Origin of the sequence: Solemya velesiana gill symbiont, from assembly GCF_002020805.1 — a bacterium.
In the GTDB taxonomy this organism is placed as follows: domain Bacteria; phylum Pseudomonadota; class Gammaproteobacteria; order Chromatiales; family Chromatiaceae; genus Sedimenticola_A.
Genome location: NZ_MPRJ01000029.1, coordinates 1 through 24937, shown reverse-complemented (window position 1 = coordinate 24937; position 24937 = coordinate 1). Strand labels below are relative to the sequence as shown.

The window sequence follows — 24937 nt, the reverse complement described above, 5'->3', positions numbered from 1 at the left end:
GTGCCAAGCCATTCCAGTGAACCAAGAGTGCTGAGAAAATTATTGCCTCGGTGAATAGGGCAAAGAATGCGTTGCCGAATTAACCGCATGGCCCACTAGGGGACTACCCCTCCCTGGAAAAATCGAAAAACTGCATAAAGAACTGCATCGACAGGCCAGCTATCTCATTGAAACACAGCGACTGGGAAATGAAATCAGCAAGCAGGATTTCAGCGACTTCACCTAAACCTCTCTCTCTTTCAAAATCAAGCTGCGTAAGCTGCAATTCACCATCGTCAACCAGATCTGCTCTGTAGATCACCTGACCGGGATCTGGAACAGGCAATCCATGACCTACCGTCTCAACCAGGAGTACGAGCGGGTGGTTCGCTCCGGTTCACGTTGTGTCATCTGCATGATCGACCTGGACCATTTCAAAAAGGTCAATGACCGATTCGGCCACCTGGCAGGTGATGATGTACTCAAACGAGTCACCGAGATCTGCCGGGATCAGTTGAGAAAATATGATGGTATTTTCCGCTTCGGCGGCGAAGAGTTTGTGCTCTGCCTGCCCGGCACTCCCCTCGAAAAAGCACGCGTCCTGATGGAGCGACTACGTCAAACCATTGCCGAAACTGATATGGGGATTGGCGAGGACCCGAGGTTCCGAATCACCGCCTCGTTCGGGGCTACCGAGATGACTAAAGAAAAAGGCCCCGACGACGCTATAAGTGAGGCAGACCATGCCTTGCTGACTGCGAAGGCAAACGGACGCAACCAGGTTGTGCTCTGGCAGGCAAACGAGTAGATAATAACCAACAAGAATCATCTAACCAGGGGAGTAGTAATGCGTTGGCTCAGGAATAGCATACGAAACAAATTACTTGCCATCGCGACAGTTGGCACTCTGCTTGTTATAGGCACGGCATTCTCGGGATTCTGGACTACCCAGGCCACACTGAAGCAGTTCGAACACCTCATGCATAACGAGGCAACCCACGAAAGCGCCATGTGGCAGCTTACCGTGGACTTCAAAAAGCAGGTACAGGAGTGGAAAAATATCCTGCTACGTGGCCATAAACCCGAAGATTTGGATAAATACTGGAACAGATTTCTCAACCTGGAAGCCAAAATCCAGGACGAGGGGAAAGCGCTTCTTGGCAAGCTGGACAAAAAAGATCTTGCCCAGAAACTCGAACGGTTTCTGGTTGAACACCGGAAAATGAGTCAGGCATACAGGTCCGGTCTCGAGGCCTATAAACAAAACGGCTATGACCCGAAGGCAGGAGACAAGATCGTCAGAGGCATAGACCGTGCGCCCACGACACTACTCGAGGATACGGCCGACGCCATATTCAGCCACTTGTCCGAACATACCCAAAATGAGATTCACTCAACCTATTCCTCGATCTCTCTGAGTATCGTTTTTATTTTTGTAGCCACAGCGATTGCCCTGGCAGGTTATCTCTATTTCATCCATCAGCAGATCACCGGCCCGGCGTTCCGGCTGGTCGAGGGCATGAAGACCATGGCCGATGGCAACTTCTCCCAGCCCATCGATTCAGACAAGAATGACGAGCTTGGCGCAATCGGTAAATCCGCTGAAGCGATCCGACAAACCCTGCGGAACGAACTGATAGGCGTCTCCACGGCATCCGAGAACCTGGGGGCTACCACAAACAAGCTCACAGATGTAATCAACACCACCCACCAGGGCGTTCTCACCCAGCAGCAGGAGATTGAACAGGTGGCCACTGCCATCAACCAGATGACGGAAACCGTAAGGGAGATATCCGCCAATGCCCATGCGGCAGCCGATGCGGCTACGACAGCCGATCGGGAGGCCATCAACGGTCAATCCATCGTCGAGCAAACGATTCAGGATATCGATCTGCTAGCAAGAAAAATTGGTGATGCCTCGGCGACCATCGAACAGTTGCAGCAGGAGAGCGACAGCATCGGCGCCATCGTGGATGTGATCCAGGGCATCTCTGAGCAGACCAATCTGCTGGCGCTCAATGCTGCCATCGAGGCAGCCCGTGCCGGGGAGGCTGGCCGGGGGTTTTCAGTAGTCGCCGACGAGGTCAGGGCTCTTGCCGGCAGAACCCAGGACGCCACCCAGGAGATCAAGGATATGATCGAACGCCTCCAGGCGGGTTCCCAGAGTGCGGTGAATGTAATGACAGAAAGCCGGCAGCGTGCCGAGAGTTCCGCAGACCAGGCATCGGCTGCAGGCTCTGCCCTCAGCAACATCACCCGTTCAGTGGCTCATATCAACGAGGTAAATGATCACATCGCCACTGCTTCCGAGGAGCAGTCCATGGTGGCAGAGGAGATCAGCCGCAATGTAATGAACATCAGTGATGTAGCCGAACGCTCTGCTGATGGAGCCCACAAGATCAGTGAAGAGAACAGCCAGCTCAACGACATCACCGAACGGTTGCGGGAAACGATCGGTCAGTTCAGAACCTGACAAGCGCGCTATAATTCCACACCGAACAGCCCCGCCTAGGCGGGGCTGTTCGGTTCAGACAAGCGTGATCAAAATTCTGCAGCGGGCACACCCACATGCTTTGTACAGCACGCAATCACGCTGCGCGTTCAATCATCCGGGCCTCAACGAAAAACGCAGTGTTTGGCGAAATCCGCGGCCTCGTTGGAAGTCCACTCGCCCTTGGGTTTGTCTTTCATCTGCTGACACCACTTTTCAGAACCAACCTCGGATGCACAACCGGATACCATAAGCGCCATTCCTGCCAGTACAGCGGCTAAAACCATTCTTTTCATTATCGTTCCCCTTTAGTTGTATAAAGCTGTCAGCCAACCCAACGGCGGCCGTTACGGAAGAGACGCAACCAGGGGCCATCGGAGCCCCAGTCACCAGGATACCAGGAGTTCTGCACGCTCCTGACCACACGCTCTGGGTGAGGCATCATGATAGTCACCCGGCCATCCTCGCTGGTCAGCCCTGTGATGCCCTCGGGGGACCCGTTCGGATTGGCGGGATAGCGGCTGGCCACCTGGCCGTCGTTTTCCAGGTAGCGCAGGGATACCAGCTTGCGTGCACTCTCCAGGTGCCCGGCGTCCCGAAACTCTGCCCTGCCCTCGCCATGGGCTACTGCGATTGGCAACCTGGATCCCTCCATGCCATGGAGCAGTATCGAGGGAGATGATTGGATCTCAACGGATACGAAACGTGCCTCGAACTGCTCGGAGCGGTTGCGCACGAAGTGGGGCCAATGCTCGGCACCGGGAATCAACTCATGCAGATTGGAGAGCATCTGGCAGCCGTTGCAGATACCCAGAGCGAAGGTGTCCTGGAGGTTGAAGAACTGCTCAAACTGATCCCTGACCCTGGAGTTGAAGAGAATGGATTTGGCCCAGCCTTCACCGGCGCCCAGAACGTCACCGTAAGAGAAGCCGCCACAGGCCACCAACCCCTTGAATCGATCCATTTCCACACGTCCTTCAATAATATCGGACATGTGAACATCCACACTCTCGAAGCCGGAGCGATGGAATGCGTTTGCCATCTCGATCTGACCGTTGACTCCCTGTTCACGCAGGATTGCCATGGCCGGTCTTGCCCCGGTACTGATCATGGGTGCAGCCACATCCTCGGCAGGGTCGAAACTGAGTTGAACCTGCATGCCGAGGTCCGCCGTATCGGCGATGCGATCGAACTCCTCGGCAGCGCACTCGGGATTGTCGCGCAGGGCCTGCATTTCGCGGGTGGTCTCGGACCAGGCCTGTTGCAGTGCCACGCGGCTCATATTGAGCAGTTCTGAATGACCACGGGTTACGATGACCCGGTCATCACCATTAAACTCACCAATGACATGACTGTGGTGACCCAATCCATCATCATGGAGTTGCTTCAGTACCTCGTCAGTGTCGCTGTGACGCACTTGGATCACGGCGCCAAGTTCCTCGCTGAACAGTACTGCCAGGTCATCATCCCCCAGATCATCCAGTTGGACATTGAGTCCGCAGCGTCCGGCAAAGGCCATCTCGCTCAAGGTAGCGAACAGGCCGCCGTCCGAACGGTCATGGTAGGCCAGCAGTTTGCCCTCGCGATTGAGTTCCTGGATGTTGTCGAAGAAGCGCTTCAGCATCGCCGGATCGTCCAGGTTGGGTCCACGATGCCCTACCTGTTCGTAGACCTGGGCCAGTGCAGAAGCACCCAGGCGGTTAGCCCCTTTACCCAGGTCTATCAGAATCAGATCGGTATCACCCATATCGGTGCGAAGCTGTGGTGTCAGGGTACGGCGCACATCGCTCACCGGCGCGAAGCCGGAGATGATCAGTGAGAGCGGTGAGCTCATCACCCGGTCCTCTCCGTCCTGTTGCCAGACGGTCTTCATGGACATGGAGTCCTTGCCCACGGGAATGGAGATATCCAGCTCGGGGCATAATTCCATGCCCACCGCTTTTACGGTCTCGTAGAGCTTGGCATCCTCCCCGGTGTACCCGGCGGCGGCCATCCAGTTCGCCGATAGCTTGATGTCGCCCATCTTGTCGATGGCAGCGGCGGCCAGGTTGGTAATGGTTTCACCCACTGCCATACGGCCGGATGCGGGGGCGTCGATCAGGGCCAGGGGGGTACGTTCACCCATGGCCATGGCCTCACCGTAATACCCGACATAATCGGAAAGGGTCACCGCAAGATCCGACACCGGCACCTGCCAGGGCCCAACCATCTGGTCCCGGGCCACCTGGCCGGTGATGGAGCGATCGCCGATGCTGATCAGGAAAGTCTTGTTGGCTACGGTGGGCAGTCGCAGCACCCGCAGGGCGGCGTCATTCAGGTCGACGCCTGCGAAGTCCAGCTCCGGCTTGTGAAAAGGACGGTGCTTCACATCCCGCAGCATACGCGGCGGCTTGCCGAACAGAAGCGGCATCGGCATATCGATGGGATTGTTCTCGAAATGGGCATCACCCAGAATCAGGTGCTCTTCGTCAGTGGCCTCACCAACAATGGCATAGGGGCACCGTTCGCGCTCACAGATCTTCTGGAAGGTTTCCAGCTTCTCTGCATCGACGGCCATGACATAGCGCTCTTGTGACTCGTTGCACCAGATCTCCATGGGGGACATCCCCGGCTCGTCATTGGGTACCTTGCGCAGCTCGAAGCGCCCGCCCTTGCCTGCGTCGTGAACCAGTTCAGGCAGTGCATTGGAGAGGCCACCAGCGCCCACATCGTGGATGAACAGGATCGGGTTATCGTTACCCCGCGCCCAACAGCGGTCGATGACCTCCTGACAACGGCGCTCCATCTCGGGGTTGGAGCGTTGAACCGAGGCAAAGTCGAGATCCTCTGCCGAAGTACCGCTTGCCATGGAAGAAGCCGCACCACCACCCAGGCCAATGAGCATCGCGGGACCACCCAGCACCACCAGGGGGGAGCCGGCGGGGAACTCGTTCTTCTCGATATGCTCTTCGCGGATATTGCCCAGGCCGCCGGCCAGCATGATCGGTTTATGATAGCCGCGCAGTTCCTCGCCATCAGGACCGGGAACCTGCTGTTCGTAGGTACGGAAATAACCGCACAGGTTGGGGCGACCGAACTCGTTGTTGAAGGAGGCGCCGCCGATGGGGCCCTCCAGTATGATGTCCAGGGCGGAGACGATGCGTGCCGGTTTACCGAAATCCTTCTCCCAGGGCTGCTCGGCACCGGGGATCCGCAGGTTGGAGACCGAAAAGCCGGTGAGGCCCGCCTTGGGCTTTGAACCTGTACCTGTTGCCCCCTCGTCGCGGATTTCACCACCCGAACCGGTGGCTGCACCGGGATCGGGAGAGATGGCCGTGGGATGGTTGTGGGTCTCCACCTTCATCAGAATATGGATATTCTCCCGGCTGTAGCCGTAGGCGTGATCCCCGGGACCGGGCATGAATCGCTCACCCTCATGGCCACTCATAACGGCAGCATTGTCCTTGTAGGCAGAGAGCACATTCTCCGGTGATTTCTCCGTGGTGTTGCGGATCATCTTGAACAGGGAGCGCTCCTGGGACTCACCGTCAATGATCCAGTCGGCACTGAAGATCTTGTGGCGGCAATGCTCCGAGTTGGCCTGGGCGAACATCATCAGTTCAACGTCAGTAGGATTGCGTCCAAGCCCCTGAAAGCTCTCTACAAGGTAATCGATCTCGTCATCGGAGAGGGCCAGGCCGAGTTCCGAATTGGCCTGTTCGAGGGCCGGCTTTCCACCGCCAACCACGTCCACCGAGGTAAAGGATTTCAGTTGGTCATGACTAAAGAGACAGGCCGCCTCCTCGATATCGCTAAACACCACTTCGGTCATGCGATCGTGAAGCACCTGCTGGGCAGCGGCGAGTTCGTCACCGCTCAGGGAACCGCTTTCAGAGGTCAGGTAGTAGGCGATGCCCCGCTCGAGGCGTTCGATTGTGGAGAGACCGCAGTTATGCGCAATGTCCGTAGCCTTGGTTGACCAGGGGGAGATGGTCCCGGGACGGGACACCACCAGCAACAACGCCCCTTCCGGTTCATGCTCCTGCAAGCGGGGACCGTATCTCAGTACCCGGTCGAGTACAGCAGACTCATCTGCAGTAAGAGACTGCTCCAGCTCGGCAAAATGCATGTATTCTGCATAGACACCGATCGACCGACCGAGGGACTCGGACAGGCGCCGCTGTAGCTTCTGAAGACGAAAATCTGAAAGGGCGGGTGCACCACGGAGACTGAGCATCGTTTACCTTGTTTGATAAGCGTAAAAACAGAGGCGTAATGATACTCCAAGCGGCGTGGAAATGCCGCCCTGAAAAGCCTGCATATACGATCGATTGGCAGGGTGTCAGGTATTCCTGATATGAAACTGGGAAAGCAGCTCGTGAAGCTCCCGGGCTATCTCCACGATCTCACTGCTGATCTGGCTGGTCTCACGGGCGGTCTCGGAAGTTCTCCGGGCCTCATCTGCCACCTCGGAGATATTCCGGTTAACGGCTTCGCAAACCTCGCTCTGGTTGATGGCGGCATCGGCAATTTCGCTGCTCTTCAGGCTGATATCACTGACGGTAACGGTACTGGTGATCGAATGGAGTGAACGGCCTGCCCCTGCGGCAAGCTCGGCACCTTCGCCCGCCTGCATGCAACCCTGCTCCATTGTGGCAACAGCTGCGCTGGCCCTGTCCTGCAGGCGGATCACCATGTCCTGGATCTCCTCGGTTGATTCCTGGGTCCGCTGAGCCAGGGAACGCACCTCGTCCGCCACCACGGCGAACCCCCTGCCCTGCTCACCTGCACGCGCCGCTTCGATGGCGGCATTGAGGGCCAGCAGGTTGGTCTGCTCGGCAATACTCCTGATCACATCCAGAACGGTACCGATATTCTGACTCTCTGAATGCAGTTCACGGGTAACCTCGGCCCCGTCATTGATCTCCTGGGCCAATGCCTGTACCGAGGTAATGGAGTTTTGTACCACATCAACCCCCTCGGTCGCCTGGTGGTCTGCCTCCCTCGTTGAGCCGGCAGTCTCGCCAGCACTTACTGCCAGCTGTCGCGCCGTGGTAGCCAAATCGCTCACCGCCTTGGCAGCGTGTTCGATCTCGGCCTGCTGATGGCTGGCACCGCTGTCCGTGGATTCGGCCAGTTCCACCAGTTTCTTGGCAGCCGCATCCATGGCATTTACGGACCGAATGACCTCTGAGACCAGCCCCTCAACCTTTGAGACAAAGAGGTTGAATGCCTCTGAAAATCGCGCAATCTCCAGGTCTGCATTGGTATCCCACCGGCGAGTTAAGTCACCATCGCCCTGGGCAATCTCCTGCATCGCATCGACTGCCGATTCAACAGGCCGAATCACTGACAACCGGGTAAGCTGGATCAGAACAATTATCAACAGACCACCGATGGCGGTGATCATAATCATCCACTGCACGGCACTGCCGATCTCCTGGTCCAGTTCGTCTGCCTCCTGCATGGTGAGTTTTCTATAGTGCTGTTCCAATACTTCAAAGCCCCGGATTGCCGGCGTGTCGTCGATCTTGACCACCTTGTCGATCATCCGTGGCGTCTTGCCGCTGGCATGCATCTCCTGGGCGACAGGAACCATATCGAAATAGGACTCGAACACCTTCTCAATGTGACCAAGTGCCTCCATCTCTTCCTGAGAGAGGCCGGCCAGTTCCCGGTATTCGGCAAATAAAGTGCGGGAGATCTCCTGGTTCTTCTTCAACCTTGCGAAATATTTCTCCTCACCCCGCAGGACTAAATTCTTGAAATTGTGGATGGCACCGCCATAGCCGAAGTTCTTGCGCAATCCCATGAGCAGAATTTCGCGCTTCTCAACGTGTGACCGGTATTCCTTGAAGTCCGCACTCATCGGGGTCAGGGTCAGGTAGACAAAGCCAAGCAGTATGAGGACAAACAGCAGCAGGTAAAACTTCAAACTCAAAGAGAGGCGCCCGGCCATTTTCCCCCAGGGAGGCGATCAGTCGACGAGATAGCGATGGTTCTGGCCCATCTATTTCATCGGCTGCATATCCATATACTTTAAAATCCCGTTACTCTTTGACTTCAGAGCTTCTCGATTCTTCTCCGGTGATACAGGGAATAATAGCGGACGCTGGCTGGAGCGTGGGAAATCCAGCCGGAAATGACGACAACCAGGATAAATAGGTGGGCTTTCCAATCGGGCAGCCACAATACCAGTATTAGCAGAACAAGTTTGAACAGGATCGCCTGCCCCCTGAGCTGTATCAACCAGATGCCGTTGGAACAGATCGACAACAGGACCAAACCCACACAACTGACCAAGGTGATGTGCAGATAAATCCGCCATAGCTCATCGGCTGCCGCATAGAGAAAACCAGCTCCCAGGCCGGCCATACCCACCAGGTGCATGGTACGAAAGAGCACATTCAACCAGCGTTCACCAGGAATAGACCGGGACTGACTTGGGGAAAGTGTCGTTTTGAATGACATTCAGGCACCACAGGTAATTACATACAGGAGGATCTATCTCAATCCACCGTCATGATGCAGCTACACCTCGAACCACCCACTGACACGGTCTTGAGATGTAAGAGACAACCGGTCTTCCATATCCGGTACAGCTTCAAGCAGTGCCTCCCTAGCCAGTTCAGGACGGTTGTTCTTCTCACTCAGATGTGCCGCCACCAGGTTCCGCAAGCGCCCATGGTCTAGCTGTTTCAACAGGGCCGCTGCCTGTCCATTACTCATGTGACCGTAGTTGCCACCAACACGTTGCTGCAAAGAGAAGGGATAGGGCCCCTGCCTCAGCATCTCTGTATCGTGATTGCACTCGAGCAGCAGCGAGTCGGATGCCTGCAAGACATCCACTATGTGGGGCGTCACCATCCCTGTATCGGTGAGCACACCCAACTGTCTGCCTTCAGCTTTGAACAAATACTGAACAGGTTCACTGGCATCGTGTGGAACGGCAAAAGGACGAACGAGAATATCACCCAGAAGAAACTCGCCCTGGTGGCTGTGAAACAGATTGAATTCAGGCAGCGCGCCACAACGCTCCTTGCGGTGAGTGCCATAGGTCAACCATACAGGAAGGCTATAGCGGCGAGCCATTGCACCAACGCCCCGGATATGATCCTGGTGTTCATGGGTGACCAGTATGGCGTCCAGGGTATCGGGCGCTACGCCGAGCTGCTCCAGCCGCCCTTCCACTTCCCGTGCAGCGAAGCCACAATCGAGCAGCAGGCGACAGCTGGCCGATTCGATCAGTGTGGCGTTGCCCCGGCTCCCGCTACCCAGAGAGGCGAAGCGCACCTCAACACCTCCAAGCGGTGCCAGGCCCGTCGGGGTTATTTAATCTGCTCATTCAGCAGTGTCAGGATACGCATGGCGGTTTCGGAGTTGTCATGGGTGCCCTCTTTATCCAGCACCACGACCCGGGTCATGGCACCCTCTCCATTGAGGCTCACCTGGTACTGGCTCTCCTTGTCGATGTCCTTGTCGATGTCCTTGTCGCTGTCTCTCCAAAATGCCAGCCTGTCCAGCAACCCGGGCTCTTCCACGTCCTTCAACGGATCGTTGTAGCGAACATAGTAGATGCCCTTGCTGCGATCGCGATCTTCAACGGCAAAACCCACCCTGTCGAGCGCCACGCCAGTCAGACGCCAAGCACGGGAAAAGCCTTCGTCGATCTGCAACGACACAGCATTGCTGCTGCGGCTGAGCTGAGACCTGGGCTTGAAAGTACCCTTGCGTGCCAGGGAACGGCTCGCCTGCTGATCAGCGACACCCATGTAGACCATCAGGCGCCTGAGCATCTCCGCCTCGAGACCGTGGTCAGTCTCCCGGGGATTCCATACGGTGCGCTCTGCAGTATCCCCACGACCCTGCATGATGGTCTCCTGCATGCCACGATGGGTCAGATAAAGCTCGGTGGTACCGGCTTTTACGCCAGGCTCGATTCTCACCCGAAACTGGTCACGGGTGGAAGCCGAGTAGATACCCTCGAATACACTGCGAATAGCGTCAGTGATGAAATCGTTCTTGATGTCGGCGCTATTTTCCAGCCAGTCGGTCAACATAATGCCGACGGTTGGGTCCTGTTCCGCCAAAAGGATGCCATTGTCCTGCCAGAAGCCAATGGTCTTGAACCAGACATCGTCGGGATCCGCCTTGATCACCAGCCAACGCTGGTCTCCGTCACGCTTCACTTCCATGTTGTTTATGCTGGGCAGCACATTGGGCTGCCTGGCGGAACGCCCTTGAACACGCTCCCTTTCCATGAAGCCGGACAGGGTGGATGAACCGCCCCGTGGCGCATCGGGTATCACCAGTTCGTCATTAATGGTGCTACGAGTAAGATCCGGCGGAATTTCCAGGTTCTTTTCAGCCTGCTTCGCTTTTTTATACTCGACCTTCTTGTCAGGCAGAACATCTTCCACTCTCGGAAGGGAATCACAACCGACAAGACCCGCAGCCACAAGGCAAGCGACAAACAATTTGGGGGCATTAATCAACATTACACATCTAGCCTGTAAATCATGGACCCGGCCCATCTCCGGGGAGTGCGCATTTCCCTGTTTGACCGGAATATCCAGAAAAGTTTTATAGTAATTCAGCCTGGGCCATAGCTTGGCGCATTTTCTCGTGGTACTCCTGGGCAAACCAGGTCAGCGGCAAGCGAATACCCACGGGGATCCTGCCCATCTCTGCAAGCACCCACTTAACAGGAATTGGATTCGCCTCGAGAAAAAGATCATGATGCAGCGCGGCCAGTTTCTCGTCAAGCTGAGCCGCACGCTCACTGTTGCCATCCATAGAAGCAGTGATCATATCATGCATCACCCGGGGGGCGACGTTTGCAGTCACCGAAATCACCCCATCGCCACCAAGCAGCACGAATTCGCGTCCTGTTGCGTCATCCCCGCTGTAAAGTTCGAAATCCTCGCCGCACAGCTCCCTGATTGCGCCGACACGCTCCAGGTCCCCGGTTGCCTCCTTGATACCGACTATGTTGGGAACCTTCGTCAGTCTGCCAACTGTCTCTGGCAGCATATCGCAAGCGGTGCGACCGGGCACATTGTAGAGAATCTGGGGTATATCAACCGCCTCGGCTACCGCCTTGTAATGGAGGTAAAGCCCCTCCTGGGTCGGCTTGTTGTAGTAAGGGGTCACAAGCAGGCAGGCATCTGCCCCAGCATTCTTCGCACACTGGGTCAGGCGTATGGCCTCGGTCGTGGAGTTGGCACCAGTACCTGCAATCACGGGGATCCTGCCCGCAGTGAACTCGACAACCTGCCGAATCACCTTGCAGTGTTCTTCCTCGCCAAGGGTTGCAGACTCACCGGTTGTTCCCACGGCGACGATAGCGTCTGTGCCTTGATCGATATGCCAGCCCACCAGTGCACGCAGACTCTCTTCATCGACACTGCCATTCTCCCTCATGGGAGTGACCAATGCCACCATGCTGCCTCGAAACATGTGTAAACTCCAGAAATTCGAACCGAATTTCGCATTTTAAATCGCTACCGGAGAGCCTGACAAGGCATGCAGGCAGATACGGCCGATTATTTTTCATTTTATGCAGCATGGCCCTTTATACAGGCCCGGGTTGCAAACGCTCATACAACCTTCCTAAAACAGTTGAAACCAAGGGGAGACAACCAATGCATTTGAGCGTTACACTCAAGACATAGACCATTGCGTGGAGTACTGAAGACATATGCCCACTAACAAAAACTACCTGGTCATATCCGCCCTGGGCAATGACCGGCCCGGCATCATCGACAACCTGTCAAAGGCCATCTTCGACAATGAGTGCAACATCACCGACAGCCGCATGACCGTGCTGGGGGGAGAGTTTGCGATTCTGCTCATGGTTGAGGGCCAGTGGAACACCTTGAGCAAGCTGGAAGACGCCATACCTGGACTGGAACAGGAACTGGGTCTGACCATCATTGCCAAGCGCACCGAAGAGCGCAGTGCAGCGGCCGACCTGCTGCCCTACGGCGTGGAGGTGGTTTCCCTGGATCACCCCGGCATTGTCCACCACCTGGCCAGTTTCTTCTCGCAACATCACATCAACATCGAGGACATGGCCACCAGCAATTATGCCGCAGCACACACCGGCACCCCGATGTTTTCGGTACACATGACCGTGGGAATTCCGGCGGACATTCATATCAGCACCCTGCGGAAGGAGTTCCTGGAGTTCTGTGACTCCCTCAACCTGGATGCCGTACTAGAACCGATCAAAGGATAAAAACGAAGGAGAGAGATTCGTATGCCCAAGGTTGCCATTGGCAAGAAAGTTCCGGATCTGGACCTGAAACTGACTGGCGAAAAGTCAGTCAAACTGTCTGACTATCGCGGCAAGACCCTGGTCCTCTACTTCTATCCCAAGGCCAGCACCCCGGGCTGCACCCAGGAGGGACGTGACTTCAGTGCAGCCATTGTCAAGTTTCGCCGCCAGTCTACCATCATTCTCGGGGCCTCGAGGGACAGCCTCAAAGCCCAGGATAATTTCAAGTGCAAGCAGGAGTTTCCCTTCGAACTGGTCTCTGATCCGGATGAGGCGCTCTGCGATCTGTTCGATGTCATCAAGATGAAAAACATGTATGGCAAGGAGGTGAGAGGCATTGAACGAAGCACCTTCCTGATCGATAGCCAAGGCGTGTTGCGCCAGGAGTGGCGCAAGGTCAAATTCAAAGGTCACGCCGACGAAGTCCTCGACGCCGTAAAGGCCCTGAAAAAGGCATCAAGTGCCGGTTAGCGCGAGTTAAGCCCTGTAATGATTTGCCGCCCAAGAGAATTCAGAAAGTCCGGTCAAAACCTGCCCGGACCGGGCACTGCCGTGTGCCCATTATTGAGAAGGTAATGCACCGTTATGACAGAAACCGAAGCACGCCCCCGCCTCTACGTCCTCGACACCAACGTCCTGATGCACGACCCAACCTCCATTTTCCGCTTCCAGGAACACAATATTTTCCTCCCCATGGTGGCGTTGGAAGAGCTGGACCGCGGAAAGAAGGGTATGTCCGAAGTGGCACGCAATGTTCGACAGGTCTCCCGTTTTCTGGACGACCTTATGCGCGATGCCACTAACGAAGAGATCGATGCAGGCCTACCGCTGCCAGGCCCCATGAACGGTGCCCCTTCTGAAGTAGCAGAACACGGCAGACTCTTCTTCCAGACAAAACATCTGCCCAAGGTGCTGCCGGAAACGCTGCCGGGAAATATCCCGGACAACAATATTCTGGGCACCGCCATCGCACTCCAGGAAGAGTACCCGGAAAATGATGTCACCGTGGTTTCCAAGGATATCAATCTCAGGATCAAGGCCGCCGTTCTCGGTATCCGGGTTGAGGACTATCACAACGACCAGGTGCTGGACGATGTCACCCTGCTCTACAGCGGCGAGGAGGAGTTGGAGCCCGACTTCTGGGAAGAACACAGCAAGGACATCGACTCCTGGCAGGAGGAGGGTCGCACATTCTACCGGGTCAGCGGCCCGGGCACGGAAAGCTGGTACCCCAATCAATGCCTGTACATGGAGGGGGACAACGGCTTCGAGGCGATGGTGCAGCACCGCGACGATAACGATGCCATTATCGAGCTGGTCAACGACTACCGCCATGAAAGACACTCTGTCTGGGGTATCACCGCACGCAACCGCGAGCAGAACTTCGCCCTCAACATGCTGATGGATCCCGAAACCGACTTTGTCAGCCTGCTGGGCACCGCCGGCACGGGTAAGACACTCCTCGCCCTGGCAGCTGGACTGGCCCAGACCCTGGACCAGAACATCTATCGCGAGATCATCATGACCCGGGTAACGGTTCCGGTCGGAGAAGACATCGGCTTCCTGCCTGGCACCGAAGAGGAGAAGATGACCCCCTGGATGGGCGCGCTGATGGACAACCTGGAGGTACTGACCCAGACCGAAGGCGGCGAATGGGGCCGGGCTGCCACTGATGACCTGCTGCGCTCCCGCATCCGCATTCATTCGCTGAACTTCATGCGCGGGCGCACCTTCCTCAACAAATACATCATTCTGGATGAGGCACAGAACCTGACACCGAAACAGATGAAGACCCTGATCACCCGTGCGGGACCCGGCACCAAGATCGTCTGCCTGGGCAACGTGGCCCAGATCGACACGCCTTATCTCACTGAAACCACATCCGGCCTCACTTATGCCGTGGATCGCTTCAAGGGATGGGAGCACAGCGGCCATATCACCCTGTTGCGTGGTGAACGCTCCCGGCTTGCGGATTTCGCTTCAGATACGCTGTAGCAATAAGATCTCCGCCTACAGTCAGTTTTATCTATGAACTTGGGCGGATTAACTGTGGGAGGGACTCCCATAGGTAGAGGTGTTCGGGCGGTACTTGATCACTGCCAGTAGGAGCGAACTCGTTCGCAATCAGTGTAGAAAATTTTCTTCAGGCCTATCGCGAACAAGTTCGCTCCTACTGGGACAATCTATTCTTCACCCGGCAGTAATCAGAGAAAGCATGGCGTCCCGGTTGGTCCAGGAGGTGGCCAGCCGGGCAGCCTGGGGAATAGGCAGCCAAGGCAGTTCGCTGTGCTCATCGGCATTCAGTTTGATTATTCTCCGCCCTGGCAACTGCAACTTGAACCAGTGTTCCCGGTTGTAGTGCGCACCCGGCGCATAGCGCTTTCGCCAGGAATGAATGATGGGAAATCGTTCACAGTGATGGCAATCCACCAGGTGCCCCGCCCCATGCAGCCCGGTCTCTTCGAACAGCTCCCGCTCTGCGGCCCTGCCCGGCGACTCCCCCCACTCCAGGCTGCCGGTTACCGACTGCCACCAGTGTTTGGGCCGGGTGCGTCTGAACATCAGCACCTCACCCCTCATGGGGTAGACAACCACCAGTACCGATTCAGGGCGTTTGTATATCTCTCTCATTCAATCACGGTCCGATCTTAAGAACCGAAAGAGAGCTATCAGCCTGCTTTCTTCTCCTCGGCCTGGGGCAGACGCACACGAAGGGAGAGTTCGCGCAGCTGCGCCGGGTTGGCGTCAGAGGGTGCATTGGTAAGCATGCAGGCCGCTGTCTGGGTTTTCGGGAAGGCCATCACTTCACGGATCGAGTCTGCACCGGCCATCAGCATCACCAGGCGATCGAGGCCGATGGCGAGACCGGCATGGGGTGGACAGCCGAACTTGAGCGCATCCAGCAGGAAGCCGAATTTCTCTCGGGCCTCTTCTTCGCCGATACCCAGCAGGGTGAAGACCCGCTCCTGCACCTCGCGGCGATGAATACGCACGGAACCACCACCCACTTCGGTACCGTTGAGCACCATGTCGTAGGCCCGGGAGTGGCAGTTCTCGGGATCGCTCTCGAGAATATCCAGATGCGCCTCCTTGGGGGAGGTGAAGGGGTGGTGCAGGGAGTTCCAACGATCGGTCTTGGTATCCCACCCGAACATGGGGAAATCGACGATCCAGACAGGACGCCATCCCTCTTCCATCAGGCCACGGTCTTCGCCCAGCTTGACGCGCAGCGCACCCAGGGCCTCGTTGACCACGCTGGCCTTGCCGGCACCGAAGAAAACGATATCCCCGTCTTCTGCGGCGGTACGATCCATGATCGCCATCACCACATCGTCAGGCAGGAACTTGAGAATCGGGGATTGCAGACCCTCAACGCCCTTGGAGAGGTCGTTGACCTTGATGTAAGCCAAGCCCTTGGCACCGTAGATGCCGACGAACTTGGTGAAGTCGTCGATCTCCTTGCGGCTCAGTTCGCAACCCTGGGGCAGGCGCAGAGCGGCAACACGGCCCTTGTGGTCTTTGGCGGGACCGGAGAAGACCTTGAACTCCACGTCGGCCATGAGATCCGCCACGTCCACCAGCTCAAGGGGGCAACGTAGATCCGGGCGGTCAGAACCGAACCTCAGCATCGACTCCTGGTAGCTCATGTGCGGGAAAGGACTGGGCAGATACTGGCCCAGCACATCCTTGAACAGCTGGCGGATCATCTCCTCCATCATGTTCATCAGATCCTCTTCATTCATAAAAGAGGTCTCGATATCCAACTGGGTGAACTCGGGCTGGCGATCCGCACGCAGGTCTTCGTCACGGAAGCAGCGTACGATCTGGTAATAGCGATCCATGCCGGACATCATCAGGAGCTGCTTGAACAGCTGTGGCGACTGGGGCAGTGCGTAGAAGTGGCCAGGGTGAGTACGCGACGGCACCAGGTAGTCACGGGCGCCCTCAGGGGTCGCCTTGGTCAGCATTGGCGTTTCGATATCCAGGAAACCGTGGCTGTCCAGGTAGGAGCGCAGGGCGCGGGTCACCGCAGAGCGCATCATCATCTTGTTCAGCATCTCCGGGCGGCGCAGGTCGACATAGCGGTAGCGCAGGCGGACCTCTTCAGAAACGCGCTCGTGCCCATCGAGCTGGAAGGGCGGCGTGTCGGCACGATTCAGCACCTCCAGCTCCAGGCCCAGGACCTCGATTTCGCCGGTTGGCAGATCGGGGTTAACCGTACCCTCGGGACGGGCACGCACACGGCCTTTAACCTGCAACACGAACTCATTGCGTACCTGCTCAGCGATATTGAAGACTTCGGGCAGATCCGGATCGTATACCACCTGCACCAGGCCTTCCCGGTCTCTAAGGTCGATAAAGATCACGCCACCGTGGTCACGGCGACGGTGAGCCCAGCCACACAGCACGACCTCCTGGTCGATATGAGAGGCGTTCAGTTCTCCGCAATAATGGGTACGCATGGAAATTTTCCGTTACAGACAAAACAGTGGCCGACAAAAGGCCGTGAAAAGGCGGAAATGTTAAGGTTTGGGCTCGCTCTTCGCAAGCTCCAAGGCCTCTTTTTTGGCATCTGGGACCACTGCGCCCATGGACATGAGCATTTTCAGCCCCTCATCGACGCTCATTTCCAGCTCTACGACATCCTCCCGGGGTACCATCACGAAATAACCACCGGTGGGATTGGGGGTGGTGGGCACGTAGACATTGATCACATCCCTCCCCGTCTTTTCCTGGGCTTCTCCGTGATCAGTACCGGTCAGAAAGGCCAGGGTCCAGAGTCCCTTGCGTGGAAACTCCACCAGCAGCACCTTGCGGAACGACTGGCCGGCATCGCTGAACATGGTCTCTGCCAGCTGTTTGGCGCCGGAGTAGACGGAGCGTACCAGGGGAATGCGTGCCAGCAGGCGCTCCCAGAGGGAAATGAGGGAGCGTCCGAACAGGTTGGCGACCAGCACACCTGTTATGAACACAATGAGAATGGAGAGAGCAACACCCAGCCCCGGAATGGTGAAGCCCAACAGGGCTTCTGGCTGGTACGCCTCCGGCAGCAACAGCAGCGTGCCATCGAGCCAGCGGACCAGCATACGGACCACCAGCAGGGTCACTCCCAGTGGCACCCAGACCAGCAGGCCGGCAATCAGGTAGCGCTTCAGGAATGACATGGAATTTCAAGGTGGCCAGGTTATTTACAGGCGTTGCAGCCGCCGGTGGTACAGGCAGGTGCCGCAGCCTTGCTGCCGCTCTCGTGCAGGTTCTTTTTGCCGCCACCGCTCTTGAAGTCGGTCTCGTACCAGCCACCGCCCTTGAGGCGAAAACCGGCCGCCGAGATCAGTTTCTTCAGTTCGGCCTTGCCACACTCGGGGCAGTCGGTCAGGGGTGCATCGGCCATTTTCTGCATCTTCTCCAGCTCATGGCCGCAGGAATCGCAGCGGTATTCGTAGATAGGCATTTGATAATCCTCTGTTTTTCCACTCCCACGCCTGGAAGCGATAAAAATTGCGAGGATTTTATCACAACTTGAAATGGTGTCGCCTGTCATGAACCAGGCAGAACCATAAAACAGAAAGGAATAATAAGTTTTAGTTATTATTCTAATGGTTAACAACAAAGGCAAATTCGATCACAAACCATAATCCAACTCGTCCACCCCCCCTTCGCGTTTTTCCATCTCCCGGATTTTATCCACCAGCCACTGAATCCTGATGTGTTCCTCCTCCGGCAGGCCGAAGTGGAGATAACGCTCGATCCTGGTCAACAAATCCTCCATCAGTACACTGCGGTCCTGCAGGTAGATCAGGCAATGAGCGATATGGTGCGGATCCACATCCGCGGCTCGCATGCGCCTTGCGGCATCCAAAGCGGTTTCCATCTCTTCAACTGTCGGTTTCACCTTGATCCCTCCGGTTGACCAGCTACCACCTTAAATATATGCCAGTGATTGGGTTTCCGCCAGAAGCATCACCAATTCGCTCAACCAGCCATCTCCCTTCGGTGTTTATCCGTTGGATGCTCCATCTGCATCAACATCAACATCAACATCAACATCAACAGCATGCCCAGGACCATTACGGCAGAGGCCATGTAGAGAGAACCATCATAACTGCCGGTCTGTTGCGCCATCACACCGGAGATTGCCGGCGCCACAATCTGGGCAACACCATAACTCAGGGTCAGCTTTCCCATCGGCTTTGCAGGCTTGGAGGGAAAAAAGCGACCGACCATGGTCAGCATCAGGCTGACGATACCGATGAATGTGCCACCGTAAAGCAGTGCGCTGAGCAATACCATGGGCAGGCGGTCATCCAGGGCCGGGAGCAGAATACCGACGATCTGGAAGCCATAGGCGATAAGAAGGGCCTTCAGATCACCGATCCTCCGTGCCACCAGGTCCCAGAAAAAGCAGGCGGGTGCGGCAGCAAGCCCGACCACCAGCCAGGCGAGCCAGCCATACCCCTGCAGCGACGGCCTGGCCTCCACCAGGGTGACGACAAACGTGGCACTGACCACGTATCCAACCCCGGCGCAGAAATAACTGGCAAAGAGCAGCAGCATCCAGTTTCGATCCGGCGGCGTATCATGTACCTGTTTCCCATTGTGTACGATAGGCGAGGTATCCGGCCGTGGCAGCCATCTCCAGGCGGGCACCATCAACACCACCCCGATCAGCGCAAATGCCAGCCACTGCTCTGACCAGTCGAAACGGGAGATCATCCACTCGACCGCAACTGCGGTCAGAACGATTCCCAGGCCGAGGCCACTGAAATGGATCCCAAGTTCATTACGATACTGGTGACGAATGAGCCAGTTGAGAATCAGGCCTGAACCAATCAGCAACCCTGCAGCACTGGAGAGACCTGCAATAAAGCGCAGTATGGACCACAGAACCTGGTCCTCGGTAAAGGCCATAAGGGCAGTGGAGAGTACCGCAATGACGAGACCTCCCCGGTAGAGCCTGTCCTTCAGAACCAGGTCACTGACCGAGGCGGCGATCAGGGCTCCCGTCATGTAGCCCATGTAGTTGAAAGTGGCCAACCAGCCACCCCCGGCATCATCCAGCCAAGTCTGACCCTGCATAACGGGCAGCAACGGCGTATAAGCGAAGCGGGCGATGCCAAGTGTCAGGATCAGGCTGAATATTCCAGCGCCCAGAACACGCAAAGATTCGATGCTGTGCCGCATGGATCATTCGATGCAGAGAAAAAGCCAGTGTATACAGAATTTCTGCACCGCGTCATTTTTATTGGCGGGATAGACCGGAACTCAGCCGACAGCCTCGACCACCCTCTCCATCACCACCTGGTTGAGCTCATCGTAGCTGAGTTCGCCGATATCAACCGGCCCCAGGTACTCGACCTCTATTGGCGCAAAGGGCTTTGGCATCCATTTCCCACTAGGCATGGCATGCCAGGCGCCCTTTATAGCAACCGGTACGATCGGGACACCCAGCTCCCTGCTGAGGATGGCATAGGTTTTTCGAAACGGTGCCACGGCCCCGTCCTTGCTGCGGGTCCCTTCGGGGAAGATGATCACGTTACAGCCCCGGCGTAATACCTCGGAAAGGTTCTGCAGGACGTGTTTCAGGTCCCGCTCCAGATCGAGCACAATGACATTGTTGCGCTTTGCCAGAAGCGAAGCCATGGTTTGTTGACATGTTTCTGCTTGGCGAAGAAGTAGCTCCGCTTCATGGTTGGATTGTCGAGAAAAGCAGCGACGAACAAACCGTCGAGAAAACTCTGGTGATTGGGGGCTAGGATGCAGGCACCGTCCGGAAGGTTCTCCCGGCCCCTAGCCCTGAGTCGAAAATACCCCCGTGCAAACAAAGCCAACAAATGGCGCAGCGGATTGTGTGCAAACCAACTCTCGGGCAGATGGATATCACTACGCTGCTTCAGGATGTCAGCCCACTCCAGCACCGACGTGGAGAGCTTGGTCTTCTTTTCCCGGATAAACTCCGCGATCCGTCCCACCGTGGGATGGTCGAAGAAGGTCTGCTCACTCACCTCGAGACCAAAGGTCTCTTCCAGAAATGCCTGTAGGCCGACAAAATCCAGTGAGTCCAGTGCAAGATCCAGTTCCAGGTGATCTTGCGCATAGATCTCACGCTGTTTCTGTTGCTGCAGAAAGTCGCGAATGGAGTGGTATTCAGGGTAATCGGGTTCCGGAGCCTGGACTTTTCGGCCACTATCGCCGGCGATCAACCCCGCAAGCAGAAAGCGCTTGAGCTTACCCAGCCGGGTCTTGGGCAACTCCTCTCCCAGGATGTGCAACTGCATGACCTTCTTATAGGGGGTGACCTTCTGGTTATAAGGCTCCAACACCTGCTGCTTAAGGTACTGGCCAAGGTCGGTGATACCCTCTCTGCGCCCCAGGGCGAAATCGGGAACGACCACAGCTTGCAGACTGTCCTGGTGTAGACAGACCGCCACTTCTGCAATGAGGTCGCTCATGGCATTCAGCTTGTCCTCGATCTCAACCGGATTGATGTTCTTCCCACTGGGCAGCACGATGATCTCTTTCTTGCGCCCCGTGATATGCAGGTAGCCCTCATCATCCAGATAGCCAAGATCGCCGGTGTGCAGCCAGCCATCCCGAAGGACCTCCGCAGTCTCCTCCGGGCGGTTGTAGTAACCCTGCATTATGTTTCGGCCACGGGCAATGATTTCGCCGTCGACTATCCTCACCTCATTGCAGGACATCGGTCTGCCCGGCGAACCGATGCGTGCTTCACCCGGCCGGGTGAAAGTGATCATGGGGGCCGCTTCGGTCATACCAAAGCCCTCGAGTACTTCGAAGCCGAGGGTAGTGAAGTCCCGCCACACGGTTTCATCCAGCTTGGCGCCTCCGCTGACCAGGTACTGAATGTGACCGCCGAAACGATCATGCACCTTGCCAAACAGGCGTCGCGAAAAGCCGGTGGAACGCAACCGTGCAGCCAGCCTGAACAGCAGTCGAGGCAGCGCAGCAGCGTTGATCTTGTCCATGATCGATTTATGGATCAGGTTGTACAGCCTTGGCACCCCGATCATGATGGTGATGCGATGATCACTCAGGGTGCGCAACATATCCTCCGAAGCCATGGAGGGAGAAAAAACAGAGGTACCGCCGGTATAAAGTGGCGCCATCATGGAACCGAGCAGCGGGAATATGTGATAGAGGGGCAGTAGTGCCAGTACCCGCTGATCCGGCGTGTAGATAGGCACCTGCTCCGACACGGACTCCACGTTGGCCAACAGGTTGTCACAGGAGAGCATCACACCCTTGGGGCTGCCCGTAGTGTCGAAGGTGTAGATCAACAGCATTATCTCATCCCGTGAGGGCAGCGGCAGCGGTGTGGGGTTGCCGGGAGTCACCTTCTCCACCAATTGGTCGAGCACCAACAAATGAGTCTGGATTTCAGCCATGCTGATAGCCTGCTCCATCTATCCTTGGAGCAAAATATAAGATCCGGACGACAGTCACCCAGGATATAGGCCACATCCTCCGCCGAACTCATGAAGTCCACCGGCACCATGGTGCAGCCGTGCTTCAGACCTGCATAGTATGCGTAAACCCACTCCAGGCGGTTTTCCGAAAACACCACAACCTTGTCACAGTGACTGTCCGGAAAATGTCGGGCATAACCATCCACCCATGCCAGCAGTTCACTGTAGCTGACTGATTGATCACCCCGAATCAGGGCGGTGTTCTGATGTTGGTCTAAAAGCATCTCTTTTGACTATGTAATATATGACCATACTTCCCTGGCCGTTAATCATGTAAGATAAAATTTCAGTCCACTGTCCAGTACAATCCTTCCACTTCCCTGTATGTTTTGCACAATAGTTTTAATTTCCCGTAAGAACGTAACGTACCGCCTCCAGAATAATAGCCGGGTGGGTCGCATGAGGAAAGATAAAGCGCAACTCACCTTCCGGTGTAATCAGATAAGTCACGGCCGAATGGCTCACTGAATAACCGAAAGCAGAGTCCTTCAAGGCAACTTCGTTGTACTTGGCCCCGTAAAGCTTTGCCGCCACAGCCACTTCTTCATCACTGCCGGTTACGCCGATGAAGTTGGGGTGGAAATAGCCCACGTACTCATCCAACGTTTCGACTGTATCTCGCTTGGGATCCACACTGACGAATACCGCCCGGACCTTTTTCAGCTCCTCATCATCGAGTTCATTCAAAACCTGGGCCGTAAAAGCAAGAGATGTGGGACAGACATCGGGGCATTTCGTGTAACCGAAATAGAGCAGTACAACCTTGCTGCGAAGATCTTTCAGATTGAATGGGCCTCTGCTTGAACGGAGCGTAAAATCACCACCGGGTGGTGCATCACTGATATCCGGAACCGCGTCTTTTTGCTGTACCTGTTCTTCTGCGAGAACCGGCAAAAGAAATAGACAACCCACCAATAGAAATACTGCTTTTCTAAACATCAGGTACTCCGGATTATGCGTGTATCGAATTTGAGCATAGTAAAGTAAATGGCGTCCATGTGACTCGCGCCCTGCTGTAACCCCCCTCTGTGCGACGACATGTCGTTCCCGGCAGTTACCGAAGTGGTGGCTGGCATAAAGAACCCCCTGGAACAGTGCAGCCGGAATAACGATAATGAGAGAGGGGAATTTAACGCCTGCGCCTGCCGGAGATCAGAAAAAACATTACATTTCCCCTTAAATTACAATGCATTAACAAATAATCAAGACTCCTGTCTTTCTAATAAATGCAGGGAAATATGGAGCCGGATTTTCCCCTATACTTAAAATAAACGGATACAGAACCTGCTTGCAGATTCCTAACCACTCGCGGAGCCTATCCGATTTTCAATCTGGCCTTGCGCATTCCAAAGAAGGACCGCTGCCAAGTCGCCAGAGCCAACCAGAAGGAGGTAATACTTATGAGTGCAGCCTGGGTTGTTGTTGCCGACACTAGCCGTGCCCGAATTTTCTCTGCAGAAAAACCAGCCAGTTCCCTGGTTGAAATCCAAACCCTAGCCCACCCCGAAGCCCGTCTACACGAAGGAGACCTTGTATCTGATACCGCAGGACGGGACCGTAGCTCTGGAATGAGAGCGCACAATGTGGGCCATACCAACGATGCCAAACAGGAAGAGGCGAGCCGTTTCGCTTCGCATGTTTGTGAGACCATCGAATGCGGGCGCGTAAACAGGCACTTTAAAAAGCTCTATGTCATCGCGGCGCCGAGTTTCCTCGGCATGTTGAGAAAACAGCAGACCAGCTCAGTTCAACGCGTTATCGCGGGGGAGGTATCGAAGAACCTGTCGAGTCACAACCTCAACGACATCCGTAAAAGCCTGCCGGAGTATCTCTGAAAGTAGGGGTTGATCGTTTCATATTGATAAAACAGAGGCGCGGCTTCCAGGATTCCCGGTACCGCGCCTCTTCTTTATACCTGGCCGACAAAAGTAAAGCCGGCATCCTCCACAGCCCGCTCAACAAGTGCATCATCATCCACATTGGATACGGTAACCAAACCACCATCCAATTCCACACTCACTTCGGCTCCGGGAGCCGCAGCCTTGATCGCCTGCTCTACTGAACTGGAACAACCACCGCAGCTCATACCATCAACTCTATAAGTTTTCTGCATCTATCTCTCCAGGATGCCGCTTTCAAATGTACCCGAGACCATTCACCCGGCAATAAAACATTATATCTTGCCTGTTGCCGTATGCATGCCCCATACGATAGTCCGGCCCTATCGACACAGACTCCGAATACCGCCCCAACCAGACACCCTACTCATTGTAAACATTGGTCTTTTCGTAAGCTTCGCACTCTTCAAATTAAATTAATAATCAGTCGCTATACTTAGAAATATTATCGTTGAATGTACAGGTGCATCATGGTTGACACCAGGAAACCACAAAAAGATGAACGAGTTTCATGCGAAGTCTGCTTGAAGGAAATTCCATCTTCCACCGCCAAGAGTGAGGAGATCGACAGTTACTTTTATTACTTCTGCGGATCAGAGTGTTACCGAAAGTAGCTGAAACAGGAAAAGAAAGGAAAAAACTGACGTTACCTTGTGCCGTCAGTACTAAAATAATCCAGATCGTACTCTATTGATTTACATCTATTACATCAGCTACAGGAAATAAACAGCGGCGGTTTCGGATAATAAGTGCAATTGGTAGTTGAAGGGCCAGCTGGTAGAGTCGGCGCTTCTCCCGACCAAGAGACGAAGCACTTATGAGCTAC

Annotated in this window: 24 protein-coding genes and 1 pseudogene; 7 read left to right on the top strand and 18 right to left on the bottom strand. The window is 55.6% G+C overall.

Going from position 1 to position 24937, the window contains the following annotated elements:
• Window positions 1-103: 103 nt before the first annotated feature.
• A complete protein-coding gene (locus BOW53_RS06045) occupies window positions 104-325 on the bottom strand; it encodes a hypothetical protein (RefSeq protein ID WP_135607026.1) in 222 nt (73 codons plus the stop codon).
• Between the two features lie 3 nt (window positions 326-328).
• Between BOW53_RS06045 and BOW53_RS06040 the strand changes: the two genes are divergently transcribed.
• Together BOW53_RS06040 and BOW53_RS06035 are read left to right on the top strand one after the other, a co-directional pair.
• Entirely contained in the window at window positions 329-787 is a 459-nt protein-coding gene (locus BOW53_RS06040) for a GGDEF domain-containing protein (protein ID WP_245832018.1), read from the top strand.
• Window positions 788-826: 39 nt separating this feature from the next.
• A complete protein-coding gene (locus BOW53_RS06035; RefSeq protein WP_078486751.1) occupies window positions 827-2452 on the top strand; it encodes a methyl-accepting chemotaxis protein in 1626 nt (541 codons plus the stop codon).
• A gap of 143 nt (window positions 2453-2595) precedes the next feature.
• On the opposite strand, the gene BOW53_RS06030 is transcribed toward BOW53_RS06035, so the two are convergent.
• The 7 genes from BOW53_RS06030 to dapA all read right to left on the bottom strand — a co-directional run bounded on the left by BOW53_RS06030 (window position 2596) and on the right by dapA (window position 11908).
• Window positions 2596-2766 carry a DUF3012 domain-containing protein gene (locus BOW53_RS06030; RefSeq protein ID WP_078486749.1) on the bottom strand — a complete coding sequence of 57 codons (171 nt, stop codon included), beginning with the start codon at window positions 2764-2766 and terminating at the stop codon, window positions 2596-2598.
• Window positions 2767-2795: 29 nt separating this feature from the next.
• A complete protein-coding gene (gene purL, locus BOW53_RS06025) occupies window positions 2796-6686 on the bottom strand; it encodes a phosphoribosylformylglycinamidine synthase (protein ID WP_078486747.1) in 3891 nt (1296 codons plus the stop codon).
• 105 nt (window positions 6687-6791) lie between these two features.
• A complete protein-coding gene (locus BOW53_RS06020; RefSeq protein WP_172838793.1) occupies window positions 6792-8390 on the bottom strand; it encodes a methyl-accepting chemotaxis protein in 1599 nt (532 codons plus the stop codon).
• 122 nt (window positions 8391-8512) lie between these two features.
• Window positions 8513-8920 (bottom strand): hypothetical protein, encoded by a 408-nt coding sequence (locus BOW53_RS06015; RefSeq protein WP_078486744.1) that lies wholly within the window; start codon window positions 8918-8920, stop codon window positions 8513-8515.
• Window positions 8921-8980: 60 nt separating this feature from the next.
• Entirely contained in the window at window positions 8981-9742 is a 762-nt protein-coding gene (locus BOW53_RS06010) for an MBL fold metallo-hydrolase (protein ID WP_078486742.1), read from the bottom strand.
• Between the two features lie 35 nt (window positions 9743-9777).
• A complete protein-coding gene (gene bamC, locus BOW53_RS06005; RefSeq protein ID WP_078486740.1) occupies window positions 9778-10947 on the bottom strand; it encodes an outer membrane protein assembly factor BamC in 1170 nt (389 codons plus the stop codon).
• Window positions 10948-11032: 85 nt separating this feature from the next.
• Entirely contained in the window at window positions 11033-11908 is an 876-nt protein-coding gene (dapA, locus tag BOW53_RS06000) for a 4-hydroxy-tetrahydrodipicolinate synthase (protein WP_078486738.1), read from the bottom strand.
• Between the two features lie 241 nt (window positions 11909-12149).
• On the opposite strand from dapA, the gene BOW53_RS05995 reads away from it, so the two are divergent.
• From BOW53_RS05995 to BOW53_RS05985, 3 genes are all read left to right on the top strand, one after another.
• The gene (locus tag BOW53_RS05995; RefSeq protein WP_078486736.1) at window positions 12150-12689 is read left to right on the top strand and encodes a glycine cleavage system transcriptional repressor; all 540 of its coding nucleotides are present in this window, start codon (window positions 12150-12152) and stop codon (window positions 12687-12689) included.
• A 21-nt stretch (window positions 12690-12710) separates the two neighbouring features.
• The gene (locus tag BOW53_RS05990) at window positions 12711-13199 is read left to right on the top strand and encodes a peroxiredoxin (protein ID WP_078486734.1); all 489 of its coding nucleotides are present in this window, start codon (window positions 12711-12713) and stop codon (window positions 13197-13199) included.
• A 114-nt stretch (window positions 13200-13313) separates the two neighbouring features.
• Window positions 13314-14723, top strand: coding sequence for a PhoH family protein (locus tag BOW53_RS05985; RefSeq protein ID WP_078486732.1), 1410 nt, complete (start codon window positions 13314-13316; stop codon window positions 14721-14723).
• Window positions 14724-14918: 195 nt separating this feature from the next.
• Here BOW53_RS05985 and nudB read toward each other — a convergent pair whose 3' ends face one another.
• The 9 genes and pseudogenes from nudB to BOW53_RS05945 all read right to left on the bottom strand — a co-directional run bounded on the left by nudB (window position 14919) and on the right by BOW53_RS05945 (window position 23152).
• Window positions 14919-15359, bottom strand: coding sequence for a dihydroneopterin triphosphate diphosphatase (gene nudB, locus BOW53_RS05980; RefSeq protein ID WP_078486731.1), 441 nt, complete (start codon window positions 15357-15359; stop codon window positions 14919-14921).
• A 38-nt stretch (window positions 15360-15397) separates the two neighbouring features.
• A complete protein-coding gene (aspS, locus tag BOW53_RS05975) occupies window positions 15398-17191 on the bottom strand; it encodes an aspartate--tRNA ligase (protein ID WP_078486729.1) in 1794 nt (597 codons plus the stop codon).
• A gap of 60 nt (window positions 17192-17251) precedes the next feature.
• Entirely contained in the window at window positions 17252-17893 is a 642-nt protein-coding gene (locus tag BOW53_RS05970; RefSeq protein WP_078486727.1) for a DUF502 domain-containing protein, read from the bottom strand.
• Between the two features lie 20 nt (window positions 17894-17913).
• Complete coding sequence (locus BOW53_RS05965; protein WP_078486726.1) at window positions 17914-18180, bottom strand: FmdB family zinc ribbon protein; 267 nt, start codon at window positions 18178-18180, stop codon at window positions 17914-17916.
• A gap of 171 nt (window positions 18181-18351) precedes the next feature.
• Window positions 18352-18621 (bottom strand): hypothetical protein, encoded by a 270-nt coding sequence (locus BOW53_RS05960; protein WP_078486724.1) that lies wholly within the window; start codon window positions 18619-18621, stop codon window positions 18352-18354.
• 80 nt (window positions 18622-18701) lie between these two features.
• Window positions 18702-19910: a YbfB/YjiJ family MFS transporter gene (locus tag BOW53_RS05955; protein WP_078486722.1), complete on the bottom strand. Its 1209-nt coding sequence runs from the start codon at window positions 19908-19910 to the stop codon at window positions 18702-18704.
• 81 nt (window positions 19911-19991) lie between these two features.
• A pseudogene (locus BOW53_RS05950) lies at window positions 19992-22030 on the bottom strand (AMP-binding protein).
• A gap of 47 nt (window positions 22031-22077) precedes the next feature.
• Complete coding sequence (locus BOW53_RS13510; protein WP_281254028.1) at window positions 22078-22437, bottom strand: AMP-binding protein; 360 nt, start codon at window positions 22435-22437, stop codon at window positions 22078-22080.
• A gap of 118 nt (window positions 22438-22555) precedes the next feature.
• Window positions 22556-23152, bottom strand: coding sequence for an SCO family protein (locus tag BOW53_RS05945; protein WP_078486720.1), 597 nt, complete (start codon window positions 23150-23152; stop codon window positions 22556-22558).
• A 461-nt stretch (window positions 23153-23613) separates the two neighbouring features.
• Between BOW53_RS05945 and BOW53_RS05940 the strand changes: the two genes are divergently transcribed.
• Window positions 23614-24048, top strand: a complete 435-nt coding sequence (locus BOW53_RS05940; protein ID WP_078486718.1) for a host attachment protein — start codon at window positions 23614-23616, stop codon at window positions 24046-24048.
• A gap of 74 nt (window positions 24049-24122) precedes the next feature.
• Here BOW53_RS05940 and BOW53_RS05935 read toward each other — a convergent pair whose 3' ends face one another.
• Window positions 24123-24326, bottom strand: a complete 204-nt coding sequence (locus tag BOW53_RS05935; protein WP_078486716.1) for a heavy-metal-associated domain-containing protein — start codon at window positions 24324-24326, stop codon at window positions 24123-24125.
• Window positions 24327-24566: 240 nt separating this feature from the next.
• Here BOW53_RS05935 and BOW53_RS13870 point away from each other — a divergent pair, with 240 nt between their 5' ends.
• The gene (locus BOW53_RS13870; protein ID WP_135607025.1) at window positions 24567-24725 is read left to right on the top strand and encodes a DUF3330 domain-containing protein; all 159 of its coding nucleotides are present in this window, start codon (window positions 24567-24569) and stop codon (window positions 24723-24725) included.
• Window positions 24726-24937: the final 212 nt, after the last annotated feature.

Bases quoted from the DNA above. Each gene is read 5' to 3' on its own strand.
- aspS (WP_078486729.1), bottom strand. From the start codon at position 17,191: ATGCGTACCCATTATTGCGGAGAACTGAACGCCTCTCATATCGACCAG.
- BOW53_RS05935 (WP_078486716.1), bottom strand. From the start codon at position 24,326: ATGCAGAAAACTTATAGAGTTGATGGTATGAGCTGCGGTGGTTGTTCC.
- BOW53_RS06030 (WP_078486749.1), bottom strand. From the start codon at position 2,766: ATGAAAAGAATGGTTTTAGCCGCTGTACTGGCAGGAATGGCGCTTATG.
- BOW53_RS05955 (WP_078486722.1), bottom strand. From the start codon at position 19,910: ATGCGGCACAGCATCGAATCTTTGCGTGTTCTGGGCGCTGGAATATTC.
- purL (WP_078486747.1), bottom strand. From the start codon at position 6,686: ATGCTCAGTCTCCGTGGTGCACCCGCCCTTTCAGATTTTCGTCTTCAG.
- BOW53_RS13870 (WP_135607025.1), top strand. From the start codon at position 24,567: ATGTACAGGTGCATCATGGTTGACACCAGGAAACCACAAAAAGATGAA.
- BOW53_RS13510 (WP_281254028.1), bottom strand. From the start codon at position 22,437: ATGCTTTTAGACCAACATCAGAACACCGCCCTGATTCGGGGTGATCAA.
- BOW53_RS05970 (WP_078486727.1), bottom strand. From the start codon at position 17,893: ATGTCATTCCTGAAGCGCTACCTGATTGCCGGCCTGCTGGTCTGGGTG.
- BOW53_RS06040 (WP_245832018.1), top strand. From the start codon at position 329: ATGACCTACCGTCTCAACCAGGAGTACGAGCGGGTGGTTCGCTCCGGT.
- BOW53_RS06015 (WP_078486744.1), bottom strand. From the start codon at position 8,920: ATGTCATTCAAAACGACACTTTCCCCAAGTCAGTCCCGGTCTATTCCT.
- dapA (WP_078486738.1), bottom strand. From the start codon at position 11,908: ATGTTTCGAGGCAGCATGGTGGCATTGGTCACTCCCATGAGGGAGAAT.
- BOW53_RS05985 (WP_078486732.1), top strand. From the start codon at position 13,314: ATGACAGAAACCGAAGCACGCCCCCGCCTCTACGTCCTCGACACCAAC.
- BOW53_RS05990 (WP_078486734.1), top strand. From the start codon at position 12,711: ATGCCCAAGGTTGCCATTGGCAAGAAAGTTCCGGATCTGGACCTGAAA.
- BOW53_RS06035 (WP_078486751.1), top strand. From the start codon at position 827: ATGCGTTGGCTCAGGAATAGCATACGAAACAAATTACTTGCCATCGCG.
- BOW53_RS05945 (WP_078486720.1), bottom strand. From the start codon at position 23,152: ATGTTTAGAAAAGCAGTATTTCTATTGGTGGGTTGTCTATTTCTTTTG.
- BOW53_RS05965 (WP_078486726.1), bottom strand. From the start codon at position 18,180: ATGCCTATCTACGAATACCGCTGCGATTCCTGCGGCCATGAGCTGGAG.
- BOW53_RS05940 (WP_078486718.1), top strand. From the start codon at position 23,614: ATGAGTGCAGCCTGGGTTGTTGTTGCCGACACTAGCCGTGCCCGAATT.
- BOW53_RS05995 (WP_078486736.1), top strand. From the start codon at position 12,150: ATGCCCACTAACAAAAACTACCTGGTCATATCCGCCCTGGGCAATGAC.
- bamC (WP_078486740.1), bottom strand. From the start codon at position 10,947: ATGTTGATTAATGCCCCCAAATTGTTTGTCGCTTGCCTTGTGGCTGCG.
- nudB (WP_078486731.1), bottom strand. From the start codon at position 15,359: ATGAGAGAGATATACAAACGCCCTGAATCGGTACTGGTGGTTGTCTAC.